Consider the following 22,226-nt stretch of genomic DNA (forward strand, 5'->3'; position numbering starts at 1 on the left):
CATGCTGACCCCGCTGGGCTGGGGGACGGGCGCCGTGTCGGTGCTGCTGTACGCGGCGGGCTGGTGGCTGGGTTATCCGGAGCCGGCGATGCTGGCCTCCGCCGGGTTGCCGGCGGTGGCGGGCGCGGTGCTGTGGACGCTGCCGCGTCCCAGGCTGGAGGTCGCCCGGGAGATCGCGCCGTTGAAGGTGGAGCGGGGCGAGCCCGCCGTCGGGGTGCTGCACGTGACGAACGCGGGCCGTGCGGCGGTGCGCGGCCTGGTCGCCCATGACGCGGCGGGTTCGACCGCCGTGGCGGTGGAAGTGCCGAGGCTCCGTCCGCGTGGCAAGCGGACGGTCACCTATCGCCTGCCGACCGACCGCCGCGGCGAGATCCCGGTGGGGCCGCTGCGACTCGCACGGGCCGACCCGCTCCAACTGGCCCGTCGCGTACGCGAGTACGGTTCGACGCAGACGCTTCTCGTCCGTCCCAAGACGGTGCCCTTGGGGCTGCTCCCGTCCGGGCGCGCGTACCACTTGGAAGGCCCGACCAGCGAGAAGTCACCGGCGGGCACCGCCACGTTCCACGCGCTGCGCGAGTACGTCGCCGGCGACGAGATGCGGCATATCCATTGGAAGTCGTCGGCGCGCACCGGCACGCTCATGGTCCGCAGGCTCGTGGACGCCAGCCTGCCCACCACGACGGTCGTGCTGGAGGCCCGTCCGGAGGCATGGGCCGACCCGGACGATTTCGAGCTGGCGGTGGACGCGGCGGCGTCGGTCGCGGTGGGCGCCGCGGCGGCGAACTTCCCCGTGCGCGTCCTCACCGGGAACGGCCCGGTCGCCGAGACGCGGGGCGGGCCGGAGGGCACTGAGGCGCTGCTCGACGGGCTCACCGCCGTGGCGCCGGCGGCGGGCCCGCATTCGACGGTCGACGTGGTGCGCCGGGTGCGGGCCGGCGGATCGCTGGTCGTGGTGACGCCCGGCGCCGCCGAGCTGGACCGGATCGCGGCGGTGCGCGGCAGGTTCGACCGGGTCGTGGTGCTGCGGGTGCGCCCGGACGGGCCCGCGTCCGCGCCGCCGGGCGTCCGGCTGCTGGACTTCGGCGACCTGGACGGCCTGGCGGCCGCCTGGAACCGGCAGGGGCGGGCGGGCCGGTGATCAGGCGGTACCTGTCGCTGGTCGTGACCGCGTCGCTGGCGGCGGTGGCGGGCCTGGCCTTCCACCGGGTGTTCGGCCTGCGCCCGGTCCTGCCGGTCGCCGCGGTCGCGGCGGTGGCGCCGACGGTCCTGGCCGGCCTGCTGTCGGGTCCGCGCCGGGCAGGCCGGCCGTGGCCGCTGTGGATCTCGCTGGTGCTGACCGTAGTGGCCTGGACCGGTACGGTCGCCGTCACCGTGCTGCGGCCCGCGCTGTCGGACGGCACGCTGCCGCGGGCCCTGCGGGAGGGCGTGCTGGGCTCGTGGAAGTCGATCCTGACGACGCTCCTGCCCGCGCCCGCCGAGCCGGAGCTCCTGGTGCTGGTGCACGTGCTGGTCTGGCTGGCCGCGTTCGGGTCCGCCGAGCTGGCCCTGCGGACGTCGCTGCGCGCCGCGCCGTGCCTGCCGCCGCTCGCCGCGTTCGGTGCCGCGCTGCTGCTGGGCGTGGACGGCCCGGGCGGCAACCTCGGGCTCGCCGCCGCGACCGTGGTGCTGATCGCGGTCCTGGTCCTGGTCCGCTCGGAGGAGGCCGCGTGGCGTCCGCTGCTGGCAGGCGTCCCGCTCGCCGCGGTCCTGGGCGCGGTGGCGTTCGCTGCCGGGCCGTACGTGCCGGTGGGCGCCGAGCCGTACAACCCGCGCGAGCAGGTGCGGGCGCCTCCGCCGCAGCAGCGCGACGGGGTCAGCCCGCTCGACCGGGTCGGCGGCTGGCTGCTCGCTCCCGACCAGGTGCTGTTCAGGGTGGAGGCGTCCCGGCGGGAGAACGTCCGGCTGGCGGTGCTGTCCCGGTTCGACGGCGTGGCCTGGTCGTCCACCGCCCGGTTCGTCCCGACCGGCAGCCGGGTGCCCGCCGCGCCGGACGCTGCGGGCGGAAGCCTTCGGACGTCCGCGCAGCGGATCACGATCCGGGACCTGCCCGGCGTCTGGGTGCCCGCCGCCGACCGGCCCCGCCGGGTGGACGGGCTCGGCGTCGTCGTCGACCCGGACAGCGGATCCCTGGCCGCCGCGGCGCTGCTGCGTCCCGGGCAGTCCTATCGCGTCGCGTCCGAGGTGCGGGAGTGGCGGGCCGGCGACCTGGCCGACGCGGGCGTCGCCCAGGACGCGGAGGCGCGCGAGGCGATGCGGCTCCCGTGGGGGCCGGGGGCGACGAAGCCGCCCGTCCAGCTGGAGGAGTTCCGCCGATTCGCACAGAACGCGACGGCCGGTGCGGTTTCGCCCGTCCAGCAGGCGGCGATGTTGGCCGTCCGCCTGAAGTCCTACGCGCGGTACGACGTGACCGCCCCGCCAGGGCACAGCTACCGGCAGCTCGACTACTTCCTGTCCGAGGGGCGCCGCGGCACCCCGGAGCATTTCGCGGCCACCTATGCCGTTCTCGCCCGTACGCTCGGCCTGCCCACGCGCATCATGGTGGGCTTCAGCGGTGGGCGGCCCGCCGGCAACGCGCGGGACATGCGCGCAGGGGACGTGATGGTCTGGCCAGAGGTGAAGTTCGACAAGCTCGGTTGGGTGCCGTTCAACCCCACTCCGCAGCGTTCCGACCAGTCCAAGGACTCCGACGCGGTCGCGGCAGGGGAGACCCAGCAGAAACTCGAGCAGATCCAGCGGAACGCAGCTTCCCAGCAGCGCGGCGGCGGCCCGGACAAGACCCCGCAGACCCCGCCCCCCGCACCCCCTGCGGCCGCAGACCCGCCCCTGCCGTGGTGGGTGTACGCGGTGTCAATCGCGGGGCCTCTCGCCATCGCCTACCTGCTCGCCGTCCTCCTGGCGCCGGTCCTGCGCAGACGCCGCCGTCGCACCGGCCCGCCCGCCGCGCGTATTGCAGGAGCATGGCGCCAGGCCCTGGAGCACCTCGGCGACGTGGGGCTGGCCACGGCCCGCACCCTCACGGCTCACGAGGTCGCCCATTTCGGCGCGGGCCATCTGGGCGAGACGGCGCTGGACCACCTGCGCCCGCTCGCCGACCTGGTCAACCACACCCGCTTCGCCCCGGCGCCGCCCGGGCCGCACGCCGCCGACCAAGCATGGGAGCACACCGACCGGCTGGGACGGCTCGTCACCGCCAAGGCGGGCAGGCTCCGCCGCCTGCGACGCCGCCTGCACCCCCGCACGCTCCGCCGAGACCGGCCCTGACGTCAGGCCATGTGAACGGACCGCACGCGGCCCTGCTCGGGGCACCAGTTCGACTCGAGCTCCTCGTAGGGCCAGTTCGCGGTGACGGCCCCGGCCTCGTACGCGCTCTGCAGGAACTCCAGCAGCATGCCGCGCGGATCGGCGGACTCCCTGACGACGTCCCAGGCGAGCCGCGCCTGGTGCGTCCCTCCCTCCGGCCCCATCGAGGTCCAGCGCGCGGCCCGGGGCCGCAGCGGCCGGCGGGTGAGCTCCGCCGGCTCGGGATGGGCGTAGGAGTAGAACGCGGGAGCCGGGGCGGAGGCGTCGCCGGGCCACCAGCCGAAGCTGATGACCTCGCGGCTGTAGGCCTCCCGGGCGACCGGGTCGTCGCCCTCGAACTCGGGCGCGGGACGGCCGGAGTAGCGGGCGGTGGCCAGGTCGAAGCTGTGCCAGAACAACTGGGGCGCGGAGGCCTTTCCGGCGAACCAGCCGCGGAACTCCCGGAACACCTCGTCCGCCCACTCCAGTATCCGGTGGAAGTCCTCGGCCCGGGCCCGGTCGTAGGCGGCGTGCTCGGTGTCGTCGGCGAACGGCGTCGTCATGGGCACCCCGTACGGCCGCGCCCTGATCGTGACGTGCACGCCCAGCTCACGCAGCAGCGCGAACAGGTCCCGGTAGAACACGGCCACCGACAGCCCGTCGCGCAGTGGCAGCGCCTCCTCGCGGTTCTCGGTACGGACCACCAGGCGGTGCCCGGTCAGGTCGAACGAGATCGTGAAGTCGACGCCGTCGTGCGCCATCAGCCCGGTGCGGTAGCCATGCTCGTCCACCCGCATGGTGACGTGCCACCAGTGGTTGCACGGCGGGGCGGAGGCGAGCTGGATCTTCCCGACGATCTGCGTCCACAGGTGCAGGGTGTTCTTGGTCGGTTCCCAAGCCTCCAGGGGCAGGGCCGGTAGTGCGTCGCTCATGCCACGCCCCTACCCGCGTTCCCGGCCCGTTCCGGCGGCTTGTCCGGCCTCGAAGCCCCCTTGGCCGGAACTTGGCGCTCAGTGCCGGTCAGTCAGTGCCGGTGAGTCAGTGCCGGTCAGTCAGTGCCGGTTCGGCGGGACGACGACGCTGATCTCGCCCCCCAGCCGGGCGCCCGTCTCCAGGTCGAGGTCGTCGCCGCTCCAGAACCGGCCCGGGTCGTACCAGTTGGGCCGGCGCCCGCCCGGCAGCAGGCCCATCGCCTGGTACGCCACGGCCACGATCTCCGCGCAGAACGCCGTCTCCAGGTTCATGTCGCGTTCGGCCGGGCGGCGGAACGGGACCCGGCCGCGCAGCCAGCGCGAGGCGAGCCGGGACGTGGACGGGAACGGGGTGCCGTCCAGCCGGGCCACCGACTTCAGCGCCGCGTTCTCCATCTCCCGGGTCGGCGGAGGGTCAAGCTGCCGCAGCCAGGCCCGCTGGCCGTACCGGTTGCCCCAGACGATCACGGCCTCGCGCAGGTCGTGCAGCTGCGCGCCGCGGTGGTGGCCGCCCGTCCACATGTCGCGCAGCGACCTGCCGAGCTCGGCGTGCCACATCAGCGGGGGCAGGTCGTCGACGACGATCGCCATGCCGACGTGGTTGACCGGGCTGTTGGTGGTCATCTGGATCGCCCGGTCGGCCGGGGTGCGGCCGCGGAACAGCCACACGTCGCCGGTGCGGGTCAGGTCGACGGCCTCGTCGAGGCCGATGCTCGTGCCGGGCATGATCGCTACCCTAGGTGGATGCGGTGGTGGAAGGTGCTGGGAGTGGCCGGATTCGTCGGTGTCGCCGCGACCGGGGTGGTGATCGCCCGGGCGGAGCGGCGCCGCCGTGCCTATACCCCCGAGGAGATCAGGGAACGCCTGCACGAGCGGGCCGCCGAGGCCTCCGACCCGCCGCCGGGCGGGTGACCCGGGCCGGCGCCGTCAGTTCCGCACGCGCGCGTCGCGGATGCAGGCCGGCGGCTTGGACCACGACATCGTCGCCGGCGCGCCCTGGTTGAGCCGCAGCAGCGCGCCGACCCGGAAGCAGTAGCCGGTCTTGGGATCGAGGCCGGTGACGGTGGCCGACCGCGCGCCCTTCCCGGCGGACACGGTGGCGGTGCTCCCGGCGGGCAGCGTCTGCACGATGATCGGCAACTGGCGGGCGGCCGGCGGCACGGTCCAGGTCAGGACGGCCCGGCCGCCGATGCCCCTGGCGGTTACGTCGCGGGGCCGGGTGGCCCGGAACTGGGCGGCCGGGATCGGCTGCAGGTCCTGCCCGCCCTGCTGCCCTTGGGCGGGCGTCCCGGCGGACGGCGGGGCTTGATCGCCCGCCGTCCGGCCGTTCCGCGCGGCGTCGGAGGAGCCGCCGCGGAGGGCGAGGGCGCCGATGCCGAGCGTCACGCCTCCGACGAGCGCGACGGCGGCCGCGACGACCAGGCCGCGGCGCGGGCCGTCGCCGCTTCCGGCGGTGCTCCCGCCGCCGGTTTCGGGGCGTGGAGGCGGCAGGCTTCGCGCGTCCTGCGGCGGCACCGGCGGCCGGCCGTTCGGCGCCTGAGTAGCGGTCTCCTGCACGGCGAGGGGCTGCTGTGGCCGGGCGGCCGCGGCCTGGTGCCACGGCGAGAGCGGGGCTTGGGCCGCGGGCAGCGCGGCCGGTGCTTCAGGCGCGCCGGGCGTGGCGGGCGCGTCTGATTCGAAGGCGGACGGGGCCTCCCGGGGCATCGTCGGCGCCCAGTCAGGCACGGCCGGGGGACGCGGATGCGTGGACGCCTCCTGCGCCTCGGCCGGGGACGGCGGCGCGGCGCCCGTCCCGACCCCGCTGTACGCCAGGTCGGTGACGGGCAGGCCCAGCTCGCCCTGCAACCGCTGCAGCGCCTGAGCGAACTCCACGGCGTCGGAGAAGCGGTGCTCGGGCGTCTTGGCCATCGCGCGGCCGATGACCTCCGCCACCGGCGCCGGGACGTCCGGCCGCTCGATCGGCGGGGGCCGCTCGTGCAGGATCCGCAGCATCAGCGGTGCGATGCCCTCCCCGCGCGGGCCTTTGAACGCCGGCCGCCCGGCCAGCAGCTGGTAGAGCGTCGAGCCGAGGGAGTAGAGGTCGGAGCCGACCCCGGGCGCCTTCCCCTCCAGCACCTCCGGGGCGGCGTGGTGCGGCGTGAACGCCTGGGTGTGCGAGGGGTCGAAGGAGTCGACCAGCCGGGCGATGCCGAAGTCGGCCAGCGCGGGCTCGCCGTACCGGGAGACCAGGATGTTCTGCGGCTTGACGTCGCGGTGCAGCACGTCGGTCTCGTGCGTGGCGGCCAGCGCGCCGGCCAGTTTGACGCCGATGCGCAGCACCTCGCCCACCGGGAGCGGCCCCTCGCGGGCGAGCCGGTCGCTGAGCGCGCCGTGCTCGAAGTACTCCATCGTGATGTACGGGCGGCCCGAGCGGGTGGTGCCGGTGTCCAGCACGGTCACCACGTGGGGGTGCCCCGACAGCCGTCCGGTGATCTTGCATTCGCGCTGGAAGCGGCGCATCGCGCCGTCGTCGACGGCGCTGATCAACAGCACCTTGAGCGCCACCGTCCGGTCCAGCCGTTCCTGGCGGGCGCGGTAGACGGCGCTGAAGCCGCCCTCGCCGACCTGTTCGAGCACCCGGTAGCCGGGGACGTCCTCGGTCATGGCTGGGCGGGATCCTTCGCGGTGAGGCGGCGGCGCGCCGGGTCGGCTGGAAGGCACCAGGGTAGTACGGGCGAATCGCCCAAGGCCGCCGACGTCCGGATTCCATTTCGGCAACGCCGTAATGAGCGCATTCTCATGGGATTCCATGACGCGTTCATCGAACGCGTCACCCATAGCGGGAAATAACGCCCGGCTCGCTTAATCGTTCCCGCAATTCGCGGTCGGGTGGCCGCGAGGATGTCTAATCTCTGGTCCGCATAGCCGGTGCGATCGGGGGAGCGGACGCGATGCGGCACGAGGGGAAGAAGAAGCCGGGCGGCAGACCAGGGACCAGACCAGGGACCAGACCGGGGACCAGACCGGGGACCAGGCCGGGCGCGAGAATGGACGCGGAATACCGGGAACTCGTCCGGTTGGCGTATTTCATCCTTCCGGGCAAGGGAAAACGGACCTACCGGCTGGCTTTGGCCCGCCGGATCGTCGACCGCGCCGGAGGGCACGCCCTCGGATTCGGGCTCGGCCGCCACCGGGGCCGGGCGTGGCGCCGCACCCGCGTGCTGCGCCATGCCATGCGCCCGCGCCGCCGCTGGCAGATCGGCCTGCGGCCCTGGCTGCGGTCCATGCCGGCCCGGCTGCCCGACCCGTCCCTCACCGCCATGCTCTCGACGCTGGAGCCGCGGATCCGGGTCGCCTACGTGCTGCTGTACGTGGCGGAACTGCCCCGGTTCGCGGTGCGCGACCAGCTCGTGGCGCTGCGGGTGCGCGACCCCTGGCTGGTGATCGAGGCGGCCGAGGAGAGGGCGCGGGAGGCGGCCCGGAAGGCGTCCCGGCGAACGGGTGGACGGGGCGCGGCGGCCGAGCGGGCCGCGGTGCCCGAGCAGAATGCCCTTCCGCCCGGTACCCCGCGCCGTGCGGCCGGGCCGCGCGCCGGATCGTCCAAGGGCGGCGGCGACCCGTTCGCCCCGCCCCGGCCGCGTCCCGCCCGCGGCCGGACGCCGATCCCGATCGGTGTCGCGGTGGCCCTGACGGCGGTCCTGGCCGGTGCGCTGGTGGTCAGCGAGACCGGCGGCGCCGGCCGGTTCCCGGGCGGCACGTCCTCGGCGGACGCGCAGAACCCGCCCCTGGTCTCCGCCGCCCCGGACGCCTGGCGGCGGGCCCCGCGCAGCCTGGACGTCTGGCCCGCGCGCGGCGACCTCGCCGGAGACCGGGCGTTCACGGCACGCGCGTCGAGGGCCTGGGCCGCGGCGGCGAAGGCCGGGCGCGTCGCCCCGGGCGGCGACCCCCAGCTGCTCTTCGCGGGCCGCGTCGACGGGCGGCCGGTCGCGCTCCTGCGCCACGGCGACCGGGTCGGGCGCTTCACCGGCGCCGACGGCCGCCTCGCCGTTTCCACCGCCGGCACCGACCCGTCCGCCCCGATCGCCGCCGGCGACGGCCGCTACCTGCTCGCCCCGTGGGACGGCGCCGAGACGCTCACCGGGGCCGAGATGGCCGTGCGCGAGGGCTTGACCGAGCCCGTGCGGCCCCGCTCACGGTGTGGACGAGGCCCGCTCCTCCACCTGACGAGCGACGGCGACACCCGGACCGTGGGGGAGTTCGGCGGCGCTCGTCCTGCCGTGCTCGTGCACCGTTCGCCCGAGCACACCGTCCCCGCGCCGGGTAAGCCGGGGAAGAAGCGCGCCCCCGCGAAGCCCGCCACGCCCGCGCGGCTGAAGGGGGCGGCGCTGGGCGTCTGGGAGCGGGTCGCGTGCCTGACGCCCCAGGAGGCGCGGCCCATCGCCGAGGCGATGGCGTGGGAGTTCTGGTCGGGCACGCTGCCCCGGGGCGGCGGACGGGCGCAGTGGGTCTGCACCGGCATGACCCTCGCCGGAGGCGGCGGCCCGGCGTCCGGGCAGTCCGTCCTGCTGGACAGGAAGGGCGCGTACGGCACCGGCGCGTGCGACACGCGGCGGCCGGTCGCCGGTGCCTGGCGGCGATCCGCCCAGGGCGAATGGCACTACCTCGCCGCGTCGGCGCGCGGGCTCGAACCGCAGGCGAAAGGCCCGTTCGTGACGAGCGCGGTCAATTCGAGGCTCCTGCACGCCACCCCATCGGGTCCCAAGCGCCGCCCGTCCGGACCCGTCACGCTCACCGCCCGCCCGCCGTCCTGAGCCCCGGGCTCCCGACCGGCGGGCCGGTCAGCGTTCGCTTACGCCGGTCGTGCACACTGAGGGGGCCACCGAATAGGATTCAGCCGGGGCTTGAGGCTCGGTGAAAGGGGTCTGGCATGGGCAAGGGACCGCTGTCCGGAGTACGGGTGATCGAGCTGGCCGGGATCGGACCGGGGCCGTTCGCCGCGATGCTGCTGGCCGACCTGGGCGCCGACGTGATCCGGGTCGACCGCCCGTCCGCCGTGCGGCCCGGCGCCGCGTCCGGCGGCGCCGACTTCAGCAACCGCGGCAAGCGCTCGATCGCCGTCGACCTCAAGAGCGAGCGCGGCAGGGAGGTCGTGCTGCGCCTGGCGGAGAAGTCCGACGTCCTGCTGGAGGGCTTCCGCCCCGGCGTGACCGAGCGGCTCGGCATCGGCCCCGACGACTGCCTGGCCCGAAACCCCCGGCTCGTGTACGGCCGCATGACCGGCTGGGGCCAGCAGGGCGCGCTGGCGCGCAGCGCCGGGCACGACATCGGCTACATCGCCGTCACCGGCGCGCTGCACGCCATCGGCCGGGACGGCGGCCCGCCGCAGGTGCCGCTCAACCTGCTGGGCGACTTCGCCGGCGGCAGCATGTACCTGGTCGTCGGCGTGCTGTCGGCGCTGCTGGAGTCCAAGACCAGCGGGCAGGGCCAGGTCGTGGACGCCGCCATCGTCGACGGCACCGCGCACCTGTCCACCTTCATCCACGGGATGCTGGCCGGCGGCCTCTGGCAGGACCGGCGCGGCGTCAACATGCTCGACACCGGCGCGCCCTGGTACGACGTCTACGAGACGGCCGACGGCGGGCACATGGCGGTCGGCGCGATCGAGCCGCAGTTCTACGCCGAGTTCGTCCGGCTGCTCGGCCTCGAAGACCGGGACGGCGAGGCCGCCCTGCCCGGGCAGCACGACCGGGAGCGCTGGCCCGAGATGCGGGAGCGGTTCGCCGCCGCGTTCAAGACCCGGACCCGCGACGAATGGGCCAAGGTCTTCCTGCCCAGCGACGCCTGCGTGGCGCCCGTGCTGTCGCTGAAGGAGGCCGCCGAGCACCCGTACAACACCGAGCGGGACGTCTTCCTGGAGCACGACGGCAAGCACCAGCCCGCCCCGGCGCCGCGGTTCTCCCGCACGGCCGCCCGGACCGACGGGGTGCCCGCCCTGCCCGGCGGCCAGAGCCGCGACGTGCTCACCGACCTCGGCTTCGACGACGTGGACGGGCTACTGGACAGCGGCGCCGTCGTGCAGAGCTGACCTTTCCCGGGCTGACCCTCCCCGGCCCCGGCGGGGGCTTTCCCGCCCATCGGTAAATTCCGCGCACCGGCGGTGTCGCCACCACCGCCAGGGGTACGGGCCGACGAATGGTGGGACTGCTCCGACCGGCGGTGCGCTGGGTGCCCCGCACGGCCTCCGGTACCGTCGGCCTGGCAGCGGGAGTGGCCGGGCTGACGCTCGGTGCCGCCACCGAGGCGGCCGGACTGGCCGCCGGCGCCGCGTCCCGCGCGGCCGGGCTGGCGGGCGCCGGGCTGTCCCGGGTGCCCGTCCCGGACCGGCTCGGCGAGCTGGCGGCGCGCACCGAGCTCACCGACCTGATCGGCGCGCGCACCCACCGCCGGGTCTGGTCGCGCGAGGGGCGCGCCTATATCGAGCTGCGCGGCCGCCCCATCGCCCGCACCCGTGTCCACGCCGACCTGCGCGAGGCGGCGGCGGAGGCGGTGCGCAGACTCGAAGGCGTCGACTGGGCCGAGGTCAACGCGGTCACCGGCGAGATCCTCTGCTCCTTCGACGAGGACGCCGTCACCCTGGACGGGATCGTCGCCGCCATCGCCGCAGTGGAGGACCGGCACCGGGTCTCCGACGAGACCTTCGCCGTCGACGGGCATCCCGGGGACACGGCCCCGGTCACCGCGCAGGCGATCGCGCTGGCCTCCGATTGCGCCGCGGCCGCCGTGGCGGTCGCCGCCCGCGCCGCCAGACTGCCCCGGCTGCCGCGCGCGACCCGGGTCGTCCTGGTGTGGGTGGACAACCACCCGCGGCTGCGGCACGAACTGGAGGCCCGACTCGGCCGGCACACCGTCGACCTGCTGCTCGCCGTCTCGACCGCCGTGCTGCACGGGCTGACCCAGGAGGCGTCCGCGCTCAGCGTGGACGCCCTGCGCCACGGCGTCCAGCTGGCCGAGATGAACGCCCGGCGGGCGGCCTGGCGCCGCTGGGCGGCCGACCTGCACACGGCCGAGCCGCCCGACCAAGCCGCGCGCCGCGCCGGACGGCCCCGCCCCCTGCCGCCCGGCCCCGTGGAGACCGGCGCCGACCGCGCCGCGATCGCGGCGCTGGCGGGCGCGGCCGGCATGCTCGCCTTGGGACGGGGCCCCGGTTCCGCCGCCGACCTGCTGCTGGCGATGGTGCCGCGGGCGGCCCGGGTGGGCCGCGGGGCGTTCGCCGCCATGCTCGGCCGCGAGCTGGCCCGCCGCGGGGTCCTCCCGCTGGACGGCGGCGCCTACCGCAGGCTCGACCGGGTGACCGCCGTGGCCGTCGACTCGGCCGCGCTGTGCGGCACCGAACCGGAGATCGTCTCCGCGTCCGGCCCGGAGGCGTGGCGGGCCGCGAGCCGGCTGCTGACCCTCGATCCCGACCTGCTGGGCGTGCCCGACCCCGACGGCCGGCGGCTGCGCCGCGCCTCCCTCGCCGCCGACCGGGCGCCCGGGCATCCGCTGGGGCTCCGGCTGCACGTGCTGGAGCCCGACGGCCGCGCGCTGGGGGAGGTCGTCGTGGGCCGCCGCCTCGACCCGCTCGCCGAGAGCGTCCTGGCCGCCGTGCGCGACAGCGGCGCCCGCGTCCTGCTCACCGAGAACGTCTCCACCGCCGAGCTGCTGCCCCTGGCCGACGACGCGCTGGACCCGTCCACGCCGCTGTACGAGCACGTCCGGGCGCTGCAACGCGACGGCGAGGGCGTGCTGGTCGTCACCGCCTCCGACCAGGAGGCCGCGCTCGCCGCCGACGTGGCCGTCGGCGTCACGGCCGCCGGCGGCGCGCCGGTCTGCTGGGGCGCCGACCTGCTCTGCACGGGCGGCCTGGAACAGCTCTGGCGGCTCGCGGTCGCCATCGGCGCCGCCCGGGACGCCGGCCGGCGCGCCGTCCGGCTCGCGGTGGGCGGCTCCACCCTGGGCGCGCTGCTGGTGCTGACCGAGCGCCGCACCAGGTCGCCGCTCAACCTGGCCCCCGTGCACAGCGCGGCGCTGATCGCGGCGCTGGGCGGCCTGGTCGCCGCCCGGCGGCTGGCGGCCCGGCCCGCGCCGCGGCCGCTGCCGCGCGTCCAGTGGCACGCGCTGGACCCGGTCGACGCCGCCGAGCAGGCGCTGCGCCTGCGCGCGGCCACGGCCGCGGAGACCGTCCCCGCCGACCGCCTCCCGCACCCGCTCCGGTCGGCCCGGTCCGTCAAGGCGCTCGTCGAGGTCGCGGTGGCGGTGCGGCACGAGTTGAGCGACCCGCTGACGCCCGTCCTGGTGCTGGGCGCCGCCGCGTCCGCCGTCGTCGGCTCCGGCATCGACGCCGCGCTGGTCGGCGGCGTGATGGCCGGGAACGCGCTGATCAGCGGTGTGCAGCGGGCCCGCGCCGAGCACGCGCTGCGCGGCCTGCTGCTCGGCCAGCGCGCCCCGGCCCGGCGGGTGCGCACCCGCGGCGGGCCGCGCGCCTGGACGTTCGGGCTGAACGGCTGGGCCGCCCACGACAGCGTCCCGGCCGGCGAGCTGCGGATCGGCGACGTCATCGCGGTCGGCCCCTCCGAGGTGGTGCCCGCCGACGCCCGCCTGCTGGAGACCGAGGGCCTGGAGGTCGACGAGGCCAGCCTCACCGGGGAGTCGCTGCCGGTGTCCAAGTCGGTCGCCGCCGTCCCGGGCGCCGACTTGGCCGAGCGCTCCTGCATGCTGTACGAGGAGAGCACCGTGCTGACCGGCCGCGGGTACGCGGTCGTGGTCGCCACCGGCGAGGCCACGCAGGCGGGCCGAGCCTCCGCGCTGGCCGGCCGCGCCGCCGCGCCCACCGGCGTGCAGGCCCAGCTCAACGAGCTGACCCGTACCTCGCTGCCGGTCACCGCGCTCAGCGGCGGCGTGGTCAGCGCGCTCGGCCTGCTGCGCGGGGCCTCCGCCCGGCAGGCGATCTCCTCCGGCGTCGCGGTCGCGGTGGCGGCCGTGCCGGAGGGGCTCACGCTGGTGGCGACCGTCGCGCAGCTGGCCGCCGCCCGCCGGCTGTCCCGCCGCGGGGTGCTGGTGCGCTCGTCCCGGACGCTCGGCACGCTCGGCCGCGCCGACGTCCTGTGCTTCGACAAGACCGGCACGCTGACCGAGGGCCGGCTTCGGGTCACCACGATCAGCGGACCGCTCCGCGACGCCGCCGCGGGCGGCGCGGTGAGCCGCCGCGTCCTCACCGCGGCCGCCCGCGCCTGCCCGGACGGCACGGCCGCGGGGGGCGTGCCGCACGCGACCGACCGGGCCGTCCTGGACGCCGCCGCGGCCCGCCTCGGCGAGGACCGGGACCGCGACTGGGAGCTGCTGCACGAGACGCCGTTCGAACCCAGCCGCGGCTTCGCGGCCGCCACCGGCCGCGAAGCCGGTGAGCCGTACGTGGCGGTGAAGGGCGCCCCGGAGGTCGTGCTGCCGCGCTGCCACCGGATCGCGACGGGACGCGGCGCCGCGGCCGGCGCCGCGCCTGGCGCTGCGGTCGGCTCGGTGCCGCTCACCGCCGCGCGCCGCGCCGCGGTCGAGCGGCTGGTCCGCCGGCTGGCCGGCCGCGGCCTGCGGGTGCTGGCGGTCGCCGAGGCCAGGCCCGCCGACCTGCACGAGGTCGAGAAGCCGGCCGAGACCGCCGACCTGCTGCTCATCGGCTTCCTCGGGATCGCCGATCCGCCCCGTCCGGCCGCCGCCGAGGCGATCGGCACGCTCACCGCCGCCGGGATCCGGGTGGTCATGATCACCGGCGACCATCCCGAGACCGCCCGGGCGGTGGCCGCCCGGCTGGGCGTGCCGCGTCCGGACCGCACCCTGACCGGCGCCGAGCTGGACCGGCTCAGCGACCGCGAGCGCACCGCGCGGATCGCGGCGACCTCGGTGTTCGCCCGCGTCACGCCCGAGCACAAGGTCCGCATCGTGCAGGCGCTGCGGCGGGCCGGCCGGGTGGTGGCGATGACCGGCGACGGCGCCAACGACGCCGCCGCGATCCGGCTGGCGGACGTGGGCATCGGCCTGTCCACCGGCGACTCGCGGGCCGCGCCGTCGGCGGCGGACCTGATCCTGCGCGGCGGCGACCTGCCCGGCATCGTCGCCGCGCTGCTGGAGGGCCGCGCGCTGTGGCAGAGCGTGCGCAACGCCGTGTCGATCCTGGTCGGCGGCAATGCCGGGGAGGTGGCCTTCACCCTCTACGGCACCGCGGTGGGCGGCCGCGCCCCGCTCACCACCCGCCAGCTGCTGCTGGTCAACATGCTCACCGACATGATGCCCGCGCTCGCCGTCGCGCTCGCCCCGCCCGACGGCGACGGCGATCCGGCCGGTGCCGAGACGACCGCGCGCCCGCCCCGGCGAGGCGTCCTGGGCGACCCCATGCACGACGCGATCGTGGCGCGCGGCGTGGTGACCGCGCTCGGCGCCGTGCTGGCCTGGCAGATCGGCCGCTTCACCGGACGGTCCCGGCGGGCCGGCACGATGGGCCTGGCCGCGCTGGTCATCACCCAGCTCGCGCAGACGCTGCAGACCGGGTGGCGCAGCCCGGCCGTCCTGGCCACCTGCGCCGCCTCGCTGCTGGCGCTGGCCGCGGTGATCGAGACACCGGTCGTCAGCGAGTTCTTCGGCAGCACCCCGCTCGGCCCGGCGGCCTGGGCGATCGTCCTCGGCGCCGCCGCCGCGGCCACCGCCACCTCGCTGCTCGGCCCGCGCCTCAAGGCCCTCGCCGCCCGGCACGGCATCCCGGGACCCCCGTCCTGATCTCCCGCGCGGGGAACGGAGGGGGCCCCGGTCCGGCCCGGTCAGCCGGCGGCGACGGCCTCGCGCCAGAGGGCCAGGGCGTCGTCCACCTGGCCGGCGTCGACCACCAGCGGCGGGATGAAACGGACCACGTTGCCGTGGGCGCCGCAGGTCAGCAGCAGCAGGCCGCGGTCGACGGCGGCCTTGTGCGCACGCTGCGCGGCGGCGGTGTCGGGCCCGCCGCCGGGCGCGGTGAACTCGCTGGCCTGCATCAGGCCCAGGCCGCGCACGTCGCCGATCCCGGGATGGTCGGCGGCGACCTTGCGGAGACCGTCCTGGAGGCGCGCGCCCATCTCGGCCGCGTTCTCCACCAGGCCCTCCTCCTGGATGACGTCGAGGGTGGCCAGGGCGGCGGCGCAGGCCACCGCGTTGCCGCCGTACGTGCCGCCCTGCGAGCCCGGCCAGGCCTTCTCCATGAGCCGGGCCGGCGCCGCGATCGCCGACAGCGGGAAGCCGCTGGCCAGACCCTTGGCGGTGATGACGACGTCGGGCCGCACGTCGGCGTGCTGGTGGCCCCAGAATCGGCCGGTGCGGCCGAACCCGGTCTGCACCTCGTCCGCGATCAGCAGGATGCCGTGCCGGTCCGCGCGCTCCCGAAGCCCCTCGAGGAACGCGGGCGGCGCCGGGATGTAGCCGCCCTCGCCGAGCACCGGCTCGACCATGAACGCGGCGGTGTCCTGCGGCGCGCCCGAGGTGGCCAGGACATAGTCGAGCTCGCGCAGCGCGAACGCGGTGGCCTCCTCCTCGTCCCAGCCGTACCGGTAGGCCTGCGGGAACGGCGCCACGACCACGCCCGGCATCAGCGGGCCGAGCCCGGCGCGGAACTTGGTGCCCGCGGTGGTGAGCGCGGCGGCGCCCATGGTGCGGCCGTGGAAGCCGCCCTGGAAGACGATGATGTTCTGCCGGCCGGTGACATGCCGGGCCAGCCGGACCGCCGCCTCCACGGCCTCACTGCCGCTGTTCATGTAGAACAGCGAGTCGACGCCCTCGGGGAGCACCTCGCCGAGCCGTTCGGTCAGGCGCAGCAGCGGCTTGTGCATCACGGTCGTGTACTGGCCGTGGATGAGCGTGCCGACCTGCTCCTGGGCGGCCGCGACGACCTTCGGGTGGCAGTGCCCGGTGCTGGTGACGCCGATCCCCGCGGTGAAGTCGAGATGGCGGCGCCCCGCCTCGTCGTAGAGGTACACGCCCTCGCCGCGCTCCGCCAGCACGGGGGTGGCCTGCTTGAGCACGGGAGACAGCTGAGCCATCCGATCCTCCCAGTAGGATTGTCGACAATCTACATCCATGTCATGGCAGCACGCGAAGCCCGCGCTTGTCCAGCCACACAACCGCTTTTTCCGTTGGCCGGTCCACACTGAAAAGAGTGGAGGGTCGCCCCTCCACTAGGTCAGGAGCGCAGGCGGTCGATGGAGTCGGTCATGTGGTCCTCGATGAGGCGCAGCAGCCGTTCCTCCTCGCCGTCGGAGATGGCGTCGACCAGCCGCCGGTGCTCCTCGACCAGCTCCTCCGGCTCGGGGTAGGTGCCCTGCAGCGCGTTCAGGCACATCCGCGTCTCCACCAGCAGCGTCTGCGCCATCCGCTCCAGCCGCGGGCTGCCCGAGGCGCTCACCAGCACCTCGTGGAACGCCTGGTCGGCGTCGCTCATCTTCACCCGGTCGCGCTCCCGGGCGGCCTCCACCAGGTGCTCCAGCGCCTCGGTGAGCCGCGCCACCGCCTCGCCGCGGTTGCGGTCCATCACCAGGGTGCACGCGGCGCGCTCGATGGCCAGCCGGGCCAGATAGACGTCCTCGACATCCCCCTGGTCCAACGTGATCACGAAGAGCCCGCGATGTGGCTCGCTGTGCAGCAGCCCCTCCTGGACCAGGCGCTGCATGGCCTCGCGCAGCGGGCCGCGGCTGATGCCCAGCCGGCCGGCCAGCTCCGCCTCGCCGAGCTGCTCGCCCGGCTCCAGGTGGCCGTACAGGATCGCAGTGCGCAGCTCGTCGTAGACGATCTCGACGGTGGACTTGCGGGGGACGGGTTCAAGCTCACCCAACCGGCCCATACGCAGGGCCCCTCTCTCATCTCGTGCGATGGTGCGCACCCGGCACCGCCGGCTCGGCGGACGACGCGGCCGCCGGGTCGAGCCCGGTGGCGAACAGCCTGCCCAGGCCCGGACGGGGCCGCAGCGCGCCCGCGGCGCCGTCGCCGCTCGCCGCCGCCAGCCGCAGGCCCTCCCAGACGCTCACCTGGTTGGCGGTGAGGACGGGCTTGCCCAGGCGTTCCTCCAGGTCGTCCAGCCAGGCGACGGTGTGGAGCGCGGTGTCGGGCACGAGCACGGCCTCGGCCTCGGGGTGGTCGTTGGCCGCGACGAACTCCAGCACCTCGTCACGGCCCAGCGTGCCGACCTCGGCGGCGGTGATGATGCCGCGGCACGACAGCGAGACCACCTCGATGCCGGCGTGGCCCAGGAAGGCCACGAACTGCTCGGCCACGTCGGCCGGGTAGGTGGCCGCGACCGCCACCCGGCGCAGGCCGAGGTGGCGGGCCGCGTTGACGAAGGCGAAGGAGGTGCTCGAGGCGGGCGCGCCCGCGGCCTCCCGGACGCCGTCGACCTGCTCGGCGGCGCCGTCCCAGCCGAAGACGAAGCTGCCGCTGGTGCAGGCCCAGACCGCGGCCCGCACCTCCAGCCCGGCCAGCTCGCGGGCGCCGTCGGTCAGCACGTCGGCGCCGCCCACGTCCAGCAGGGCGTCGACGCGGTGGGCGTCCTCGCGCATGAGCGTGTGCACGACCGGCAGGCGCACGTCGCCGAGCATCCGTTCGATGACCGGATAGTCGTCCTCGGCCGAGTAGCCGGGGTAGAGGAATCCGATCGTGGGCGCCTTCGGTGCCATCCGTCCTCCGCTCCGAATCCGGGTGCGGATTCAGATTGTTGACAATCCTAACATTTCTGATCTTTTGCCCGCACGAATGAGTCCTGGTCGTGGCCACCACCGGCCTGGACGGTGCGGGCACCGGCCGCGCCGCCCCCTCCCCGCGACGCGCTGAGGGGACGGCCCGGCCACCGTGCCAGGGGCCGTCTCAGGTGCCGGGTCAGGCGGCGGTGGCGCGGGTGCTCTGCACCAGCCACTGCCCGTCGCCGGCCGCCTGGCAGCCCATCGCGCGCAGCGCCGACCACATCGTCACCTGGTTGGCGGTGAGCACCGGCTTGCCGATCATCCGCTCCAGCGGCGCGATGATGTCGTAGGTCGGCACGTTGGTGCAGCTGATGAAGACCGCCTCGGCCTCCGGCCGGTCGACCGCCGAGACCGCGGTGACGACCTCGCCGTAGCCGACCTTCCAGATGTGGTTGAGCAGGCCCATCCCGACCGACGACACCACGCCGACGCCGTGCGAGCCCAGGAAGGACACCAGCCGGTCGGTGACGCTGTCGATGTACGGCGTCACCACCGCGATCCGGTTCATCTCCAGCGTCTGCAGCGCCTCCACCAAGGCGCCCGAACTGGTCGTGGCGGCCGGTGCGCCGGCGCCCAGCATCGTCTGGGTCAGCTCGCGCTCGCCCTCCGCGCCCCGGATGAAGCTGCCGGACGTGCAGGCGTAGGCGACCGCCAGCGGCTCGGGCGCCAGCACGTCGCGGGTGGCCTGGCGGACGATCGAGTGGTCCGACAGGGCGGAGGCCATCTCCACCGTGACCGGCACCGGGACGTACGGCAGCCGGGTCATGAACAGCGACACCTCGTCGGGCGTCCAGCGCCACAGCTCCCGGTCGAGCGCGAAGTCGAACGGGGCCACCACGCCGATGCCGGTCTGCGCGGTCAGTTCGGGCCCGACGATGAGCTGGGGGTCGAATGTCATCCCCGCCGCCGCTCAGCCACCGTGCCGGGCGTATACCAGGCGTTCGCCGACGCCGCCCGAGCGCCACACGTCGTTGCAGGCCTCGGCCATGCGGTCGAGCCCGTCGACGATGGTGGCGTAGACGTTGCCGGGCACCCAGCCCACGTCGCCGTTGAGCAGCAGGTTGTTGCGGCCGTAGAAGATGGCCAGGTCGATCACGCCGGGCAGGCCGTGGATGCCCTTCTCTTCCTTGAAGGCGCGATCGAGCATGCCGCCGGGGAAGGAGAAGTAGACCACGTCGCCCGGGATCGGTGTCACGGTCGGGTTCTCCAGGCCCACCTCTTCGGCGGCGAACTGCTCGACCATCGTGTAGACCTCGTTGCGGGCGTACTTGGCGTGGTAGGCCTCGCCCCCGAGGGGGCCCTCGCTGAGCGACTGCCAGACCGCCTCGCACGTCCTGGGGGCGTCTTTCTCGAGCAACTCGGCGACGCAGGAGACACCGCGGTGCTCGAGCGTGATGGTCATGAGCTTGGGCATGCCGGCCTCCCCGGGCACAGGGGTGGGCGACGCCGTCGCTCACCCGAGAGGACTCTTCTGATTAGAGCGCCTTGGGATCCGCCCTGGCCTGTGGAACGGTTGCGACGGTCTTGCAGCACGATCAGCGCGGGACCGGGTGGGTCCACCCGGTGTCTTGATGCCCCACGCTGATTGTTGACAATCCTACGAACGCTTCCTAGCGTGTCAATGCCTTCCACCTGTTGCGTTCTGGTTAATTGATCGACCCCAGAGAGTGAGCCGATGGAGCCCACCCAGCCACTAGCCTCCGGGCCGCCACGGGTCGTGGTGCTCCAGGGGAACGTCCCGCCGCCGGGCATGGCCCCGGTCGAGCGCGCCGCCAACGTCCTCTACGTGCGCGAGGCGGAGCTCGCGGACGCGCTGCCGGGCGCCGACGTGCTGTTCGTCTACGACTTCCTGACCGAGGCGGTCGCCGACGCCTGGCCGGCGGCCGCCGCGGACGCCCCGCCCTGGGTCCACATCGCCAGCGCGGGGGTCGATCGGCTGCTGTTCCCCGCCCTGGTCGAGGGTGACACCATCGTCACCAACTCGCGCGGGGTGTTCGACCGCCCCATCGCAGAATACGTGCTCGGCCTGGTGCTCTGCTTCGCCAAGGACCTGCACACCACGCTGCGGCTCCAGGCCGAGGGGGAGTGGCGGCACCGCGAGACCGAGCCGATCGCGGACCGCCGCGCGGTGGTGGTCGGCACCGGCCCGATCGGCCGCGCCATCGGCCGCGCGCTGGCGGCGGCGGGCCTGCGGGTGAGCGGGGTGGGCCGCACCGCCCGGTCGGGCGATCCCGACCTCGGCGAGGTGCTGCCCGACGACCGGCTGCACGAAGCGGTGGCCGAGGCCGACTACGTGGTGCTGGCCGCGCCGCTCACCGACCGCACCCGGGGCATGATCGACCGGGCCGCGCTGGCCCGGATGCGCCCGTCCGCCCGGTTGATCAACATCGGCCGGGGCCCGCTGGTGGTGGAGGACGACCTGGTCGCGGCGCTGCGCACGGGTGAGATCGCGGGCGCCGCGCTGGACGTCTTCGTGGACGAGCCGCTGCCGTCCCCGTCCCCGCTCTGGGACCTGCCCAACGTGATCGTCTCCCCGCACATGTCGGGCGACATCGTCGGCTGGCGCGAGGAGCTGGTCCGCCTCTTCGCCGACAACCTCGACCGGCGCGTCGACGGCCGGCCGCTGCGCAACGTCGTCGACAAGCGCCTGGGCTACGTCGGCTCGGGCGCCCCGGCCGCGTCGTCCTGACCTCCCGTCTCACCTTTCCACCGCTGCGACCCCTGGGGGAATCGATGACCGGCACCGAGTCCGCGGACCCGGCGGAGCTGACCGCGACCGAGCTGCTGGCCGCCTACCGCACCGGGGCGCTGTCCCCGGTCGAGGCCGCCGAGGCCGTGCTGGCCCGGATCGCGCGGGTCGATCCGGAGCTGAACGCGTTCTGCCTGGTCGACCCCGAATGGACGCTGGGGGCGGCGCGGGCGTCGGCGGAGCGGTGGCGGCGCGGCGAGCCGGCCGGGCTGCTCGACGGGGTGCCCGTGTCGATCAAGGACGTGCTGCTCACCCGGGACCGGCCGACGCTGCGCGGATCCCGTTCGATAAGTCCCGAGCAGGCGTGGCCCGACGACGCGCCCTCGGTCGCCCGGCTGTACGAGCACGGCGCGGTCCCGGCCGGCAAGACCACCACGCCGGAGTTCGCGTGGAAGGGCGTGACCGACTCCCCGCTCACCGGGATCACCCGCAACCCGTGGGACCCGTCCCGCACGCCGGGCGGCTCCAGCGGCGGCGCGGCGGCGGCCGTGGCGGCCGGGATGGCGCCGCTGGCGCTGGGCACCGACGGCGGCGGGTCGGTGCGGATCCCGGCCTCCTTCACCGGGACCTTCGCGCTCAAGCCCACCTACGGCCGGGTGCCGCACTTCCCGGCCAGCCCGTTCGGCACGCTGGCGCACGTCGGCCCGATGACCCGGACGGTCGAGGACGCGGCGCTGCTGATGGACGTCATCTGCGGGTTCGACAGCCGCGACTGGTCGGCCCTGGCGCCGCCGCACGCGCCGTTCTCGCCCCTCACCGGCGGCCTGGACGGCCTGGTCGTCGGCTATAGCCCGACGCTGGGGTTCGCGTCGGTCGATCCCGAGGTCGCCGCTCCGGTGGAGGCGGCGGTCGAGGCGTTCGCCGCGCTGGGCGCCAAGGTCGAGCGGGTCGATCCCGGCTTCGCCGATCCGGTCGCGGAGTTCGAGGTGCTGTGGTTCGCGGGCGCGGCGAAGGTGGTCCAGCATCTGACCGAGGCGGAGCGCGCCGCGCTCGACCCGGGCCTGCGCGAGGTGTGCGACATCGGCGCCGGCTACTCGGCGAGCGACTACCTCGACGCGACCGCGCGGCGGATGGAGCTGGGCCGGATCATGGGCCGCTTCCACGAGCGGTACGACCTGCTGCTCACGCCGACCATGCCGATCGCGGCGTTCGACGCCGAGCGGGTGGCGCCGGCCGCCGGGGCCGGCGCCGGGAAGAGCCGCTGGACGGGCTGGACGCCGTTCACCTACCCGTTCAACATGACCCAGCAGCCGGCGGCCAGCGTGCCCTGCGGTTTCACCGCCGAGGGGCTGCCGGTCGGGCTGCAGGTGGTCGGGCCGCGGCACGCCGACGCGCTGGTGCTGAACGCCTGCCTGGCGTACGAGCGGGCCCACCCGTGGCGGGACCGCCGCCCGCCGCTCTTGTGACGGAGGGGCGCGGCGGCTAGGG

Annotated in this window: 16 protein-coding genes; 8 read left to right on the forward strand and 8 right to left on the reverse strand. The window is 75.4% G+C overall.

Going from position 1 to position 22,226, the window contains the following annotated elements; all coding sequences use genetic code 11:
* Position 1 precedes the first annotated feature (1 nt).
* Together ABD340_RS14550 and ABD340_RS14555 are read left to right on the forward strand one after the other, a co-directional pair.
* On the forward strand, positions 2-1,138 hold the full coding sequence (locus ABD340_RS14550) for a DUF58 domain-containing protein (protein WP_344589461.1): 1,137 nt from the start codon (positions 2-4) through the stop codon (positions 1,136-1,138).
* The gene (locus ABD340_RS14555; RefSeq protein ID WP_344589462.1) at positions 1,135-3,300 is read left to right on the forward strand and encodes a transglutaminase TgpA family protein; all 2,166 of its coding nucleotides are present in this window, start codon (positions 1,135-1,137) and stop codon (positions 3,298-3,300) included. The genes ABD340_RS14550 and ABD340_RS14555 overlap by 4 nt, the downstream gene beginning before the upstream one ends.
* A 2-nt stretch (positions 3,301-3,302) precedes the next feature.
* Here the strand turns inward: ABD340_RS14555 and ABD340_RS14560 are convergent, their stop codons facing one another.
* Together ABD340_RS14560 and ABD340_RS14565 are read right to left on the reverse strand one after the other, a co-directional pair.
* On the reverse strand, positions 3,303-4,250 hold the full coding sequence (locus ABD340_RS14560) for a DUF5996 family protein (RefSeq protein WP_344589463.1): 948 nt from the start codon (positions 4,248-4,250) through the stop codon (positions 3,303-3,305).
* Between the two features lie 120 nt (positions 4,251-4,370).
* Positions 4,371-5,015, reverse strand: coding sequence for a hypothetical protein (locus ABD340_RS14565; protein WP_344589464.1), 645 nt, complete (start codon positions 5,013-5,015; stop codon positions 4,371-4,373).
* An 18-nt stretch (positions 5,016-5,033) separates the two neighbouring features.
* Here ABD340_RS14565 and ABD340_RS14570 point away from each other — a divergent pair, with 18 nt between their 5' ends.
* Entirely contained in the window at positions 5,034-5,201 is a 168-nt protein-coding gene (locus ABD340_RS14570; RefSeq protein ID WP_344589631.1) for a hypothetical protein, read from the forward strand.
* A gap of 15 nt (positions 5,202-5,216) precedes the next feature.
* Here the strand turns inward: ABD340_RS14570 and ABD340_RS14575 are convergent, their stop codons facing one another.
* Positions 5,217-6,932 (reverse strand): protein kinase domain-containing protein, encoded by a 1,716-nt coding sequence (locus ABD340_RS14575; protein ID WP_344589465.1) that lies wholly within the window; start codon positions 6,930-6,932, stop codon positions 5,217-5,219.
* A 383-nt stretch (positions 6,933-7,315) separates the two neighbouring features.
* Between ABD340_RS14575 and ABD340_RS14580 the strand changes: the two genes are divergently transcribed.
* The 3 genes from ABD340_RS14580 (at position 7,316) to ABD340_RS14590 (ending at position 15,071) form a co-directional block, all read left to right on the forward strand.
* Positions 7,316-9,079, forward strand: coding sequence for a hypothetical protein (locus ABD340_RS14580; RefSeq protein WP_344589466.1), 1,764 nt, complete (start codon positions 7,316-7,318; stop codon positions 9,077-9,079).
* 116 nt (positions 9,080-9,195) lie between these two features.
* Positions 9,196-10,353 (forward strand): CaiB/BaiF CoA transferase family protein, encoded by a 1,158-nt coding sequence (locus tag ABD340_RS14585; protein ID WP_344589467.1) that lies wholly within the window; start codon positions 9,196-9,198, stop codon positions 10,351-10,353.
* A gap of 107 nt (positions 10,354-10,460) precedes the next feature.
* On the forward strand, positions 10,461-15,071 hold the full coding sequence (locus ABD340_RS14590) for an HAD-IC family P-type ATPase (RefSeq protein WP_344589468.1): 4,611 nt from the start codon (positions 10,461-10,463) through the stop codon (positions 15,069-15,071).
* A gap of 41 nt (positions 15,072-15,112) precedes the next feature.
* Here the strand turns inward: ABD340_RS14590 and ABD340_RS14595 are convergent, their stop codons facing one another.
* The 5 genes from ABD340_RS14595 to ABD340_RS14615 form a co-directional block, all read right to left on the reverse strand.
* The gene (locus ABD340_RS14595) at positions 15,113-16,360 is read right to left on the reverse strand and encodes an aspartate aminotransferase family protein (protein WP_344589469.1); all 1,248 of its coding nucleotides are present in this window, start codon (positions 16,358-16,360) and stop codon (positions 15,113-15,115) included.
* Between the two features lie 140 nt (positions 16,361-16,500).
* Complete coding sequence (locus ABD340_RS14600) at positions 16,501-17,157, reverse strand: GntR family transcriptional regulator (RefSeq protein WP_344589470.1); 657 nt, start codon at positions 17,155-17,157, stop codon at positions 16,501-16,503.
* A gap of 16 nt (positions 17,158-17,173) precedes the next feature.
* Positions 17,174-17,986: a maleate cis-trans isomerase family protein gene (locus ABD340_RS14605; RefSeq protein WP_344589471.1), complete on the reverse strand. Its 813-nt coding sequence runs from the start codon at positions 17,984-17,986 to the stop codon at positions 17,174-17,176.
* A 199-nt stretch (positions 17,987-18,185) separates the two neighbouring features.
* Complete coding sequence (locus ABD340_RS14610; protein WP_344589472.1) at positions 18,186-18,947, reverse strand: maleate cis-trans isomerase family protein; 762 nt, start codon at positions 18,945-18,947, stop codon at positions 18,186-18,188.
* A gap of 12 nt (positions 18,948-18,959) precedes the next feature.
* Positions 18,960-19,451, reverse strand: coding sequence for a DUF3830 family protein (locus ABD340_RS14615; protein WP_344589621.1), 492 nt, complete (start codon positions 19,449-19,451; stop codon positions 18,960-18,962).
* Between the two features lie 273 nt (positions 19,452-19,724).
* On the opposite strand from ABD340_RS14615, the gene ABD340_RS14620 reads away from it, so the two are divergent.
* Together ABD340_RS14620 and ABD340_RS14625 are read left to right on the forward strand one after the other, a co-directional pair.
* Positions 19,725-20,738 (forward strand): D-2-hydroxyacid dehydrogenase, encoded by a 1,014-nt coding sequence (locus ABD340_RS14620; RefSeq protein ID WP_344589473.1) that lies wholly within the window; start codon positions 19,725-19,727, stop codon positions 20,736-20,738.
* 44 nt (positions 20,739-20,782) lie between these two features.
* Positions 20,783-22,204: an amidase gene (locus ABD340_RS14625; RefSeq protein WP_344589474.1), complete on the forward strand. Its 1,422-nt coding sequence runs from the start codon at positions 20,783-20,785 to the stop codon at positions 22,202-22,204.
* Positions 22,205-22,226: the final 22 nt, after the last annotated feature.

It is taken from the genome of Actinomadura vinacea (genome assembly GCF_039532545.1).
Taxonomy (GTDB): Bacteria; Actinomycetota; Actinomycetes; order Streptosporangiales; family Streptosporangiaceae; genus Spirillospora; species Spirillospora vinacea.

What these genes read in the sequence shown, in the direction of transcription:
- ABD340_RS14550 (WP_344589461.1), top strand. Translation starts at nt 2, where the DNA reads ATGCTGACCCCGCTGGGCTGGGGGACGGGCGCCGTGTCGGTGCTGCTG.
- ABD340_RS14560 (WP_344589463.1), bottom strand. Translation starts at nt 4,250, where the DNA reads ATGAGCGACGCACTACCGGCCCTGCCCCTGGAGGCTTGGGAACCGACC.
- ABD340_RS14620 (WP_344589473.1), top strand. Translation starts at nt 19,725, where the DNA reads ATGGAGCCCACCCAGCCACTAGCCTCCGGGCCGCCACGGGTCGTGGTG.
- ABD340_RS14600 (WP_344589470.1), bottom strand. Translation starts at nt 17,157, where the DNA reads ATGGGCCGGTTGGGTGAGCTTGAACCCGTCCCCCGCAAGTCCACCGTC.
- ABD340_RS14590 (WP_344589468.1), top strand. Translation starts at nt 10,461, where the DNA reads ATGGTGGGACTGCTCCGACCGGCGGTGCGCTGGGTGCCCCGCACGGCC.
- ABD340_RS14595 (WP_344589469.1), bottom strand. Translation starts at nt 16,360, where the DNA reads ATGGCTCAGCTGTCTCCCGTGCTCAAGCAGGCCACCCCCGTGCTGGCG.
- ABD340_RS14610 (WP_344589472.1), bottom strand. Translation starts at nt 18,947, where the DNA reads ATGACATTCGACCCCCAGCTCATCGTCGGGCCCGAACTGACCGCGCAG.
- ABD340_RS14605 (WP_344589471.1), bottom strand. Translation starts at nt 17,986, where the DNA reads ATGGCACCGAAGGCGCCCACGATCGGATTCCTCTACCCCGGCTACTCG.
- ABD340_RS14615 (WP_344589621.1), bottom strand. Translation starts at nt 19,451, where the DNA reads ATGACCATCACGCTCGAGCACCGCGGTGTCTCCTGCGTCGCCGAGTTG.
- ABD340_RS14575 (WP_344589465.1), bottom strand. Translation starts at nt 6,932, where the DNA reads ATGACCGAGGACGTCCCCGGCTACCGGGTGCTCGAACAGGTCGGCGAG.
- ABD340_RS14580 (WP_344589466.1), top strand. Translation starts at nt 7,316, where the DNA reads ATGGACGCGGAATACCGGGAACTCGTCCGGTTGGCGTATTTCATCCTT.
- ABD340_RS14585 (WP_344589467.1), top strand. Translation starts at nt 9,196, where the DNA reads ATGGGCAAGGGACCGCTGTCCGGAGTACGGGTGATCGAGCTGGCCGGG.
- ABD340_RS14570 (WP_344589631.1), top strand. Translation starts at nt 5,034, where the DNA reads ATGCGGTGGTGGAAGGTGCTGGGAGTGGCCGGATTCGTCGGTGTCGCC.
- ABD340_RS14625 (WP_344589474.1), top strand. Translation starts at nt 20,783, where the DNA reads ATGACCGGCACCGAGTCCGCGGACCCGGCGGAGCTGACCGCGACCGAG.
- ABD340_RS14565 (WP_344589464.1), bottom strand. Translation starts at nt 5,015, where the DNA reads ATGCCCGGCACGAGCATCGGCCTCGACGAGGCCGTCGACCTGACCCGC.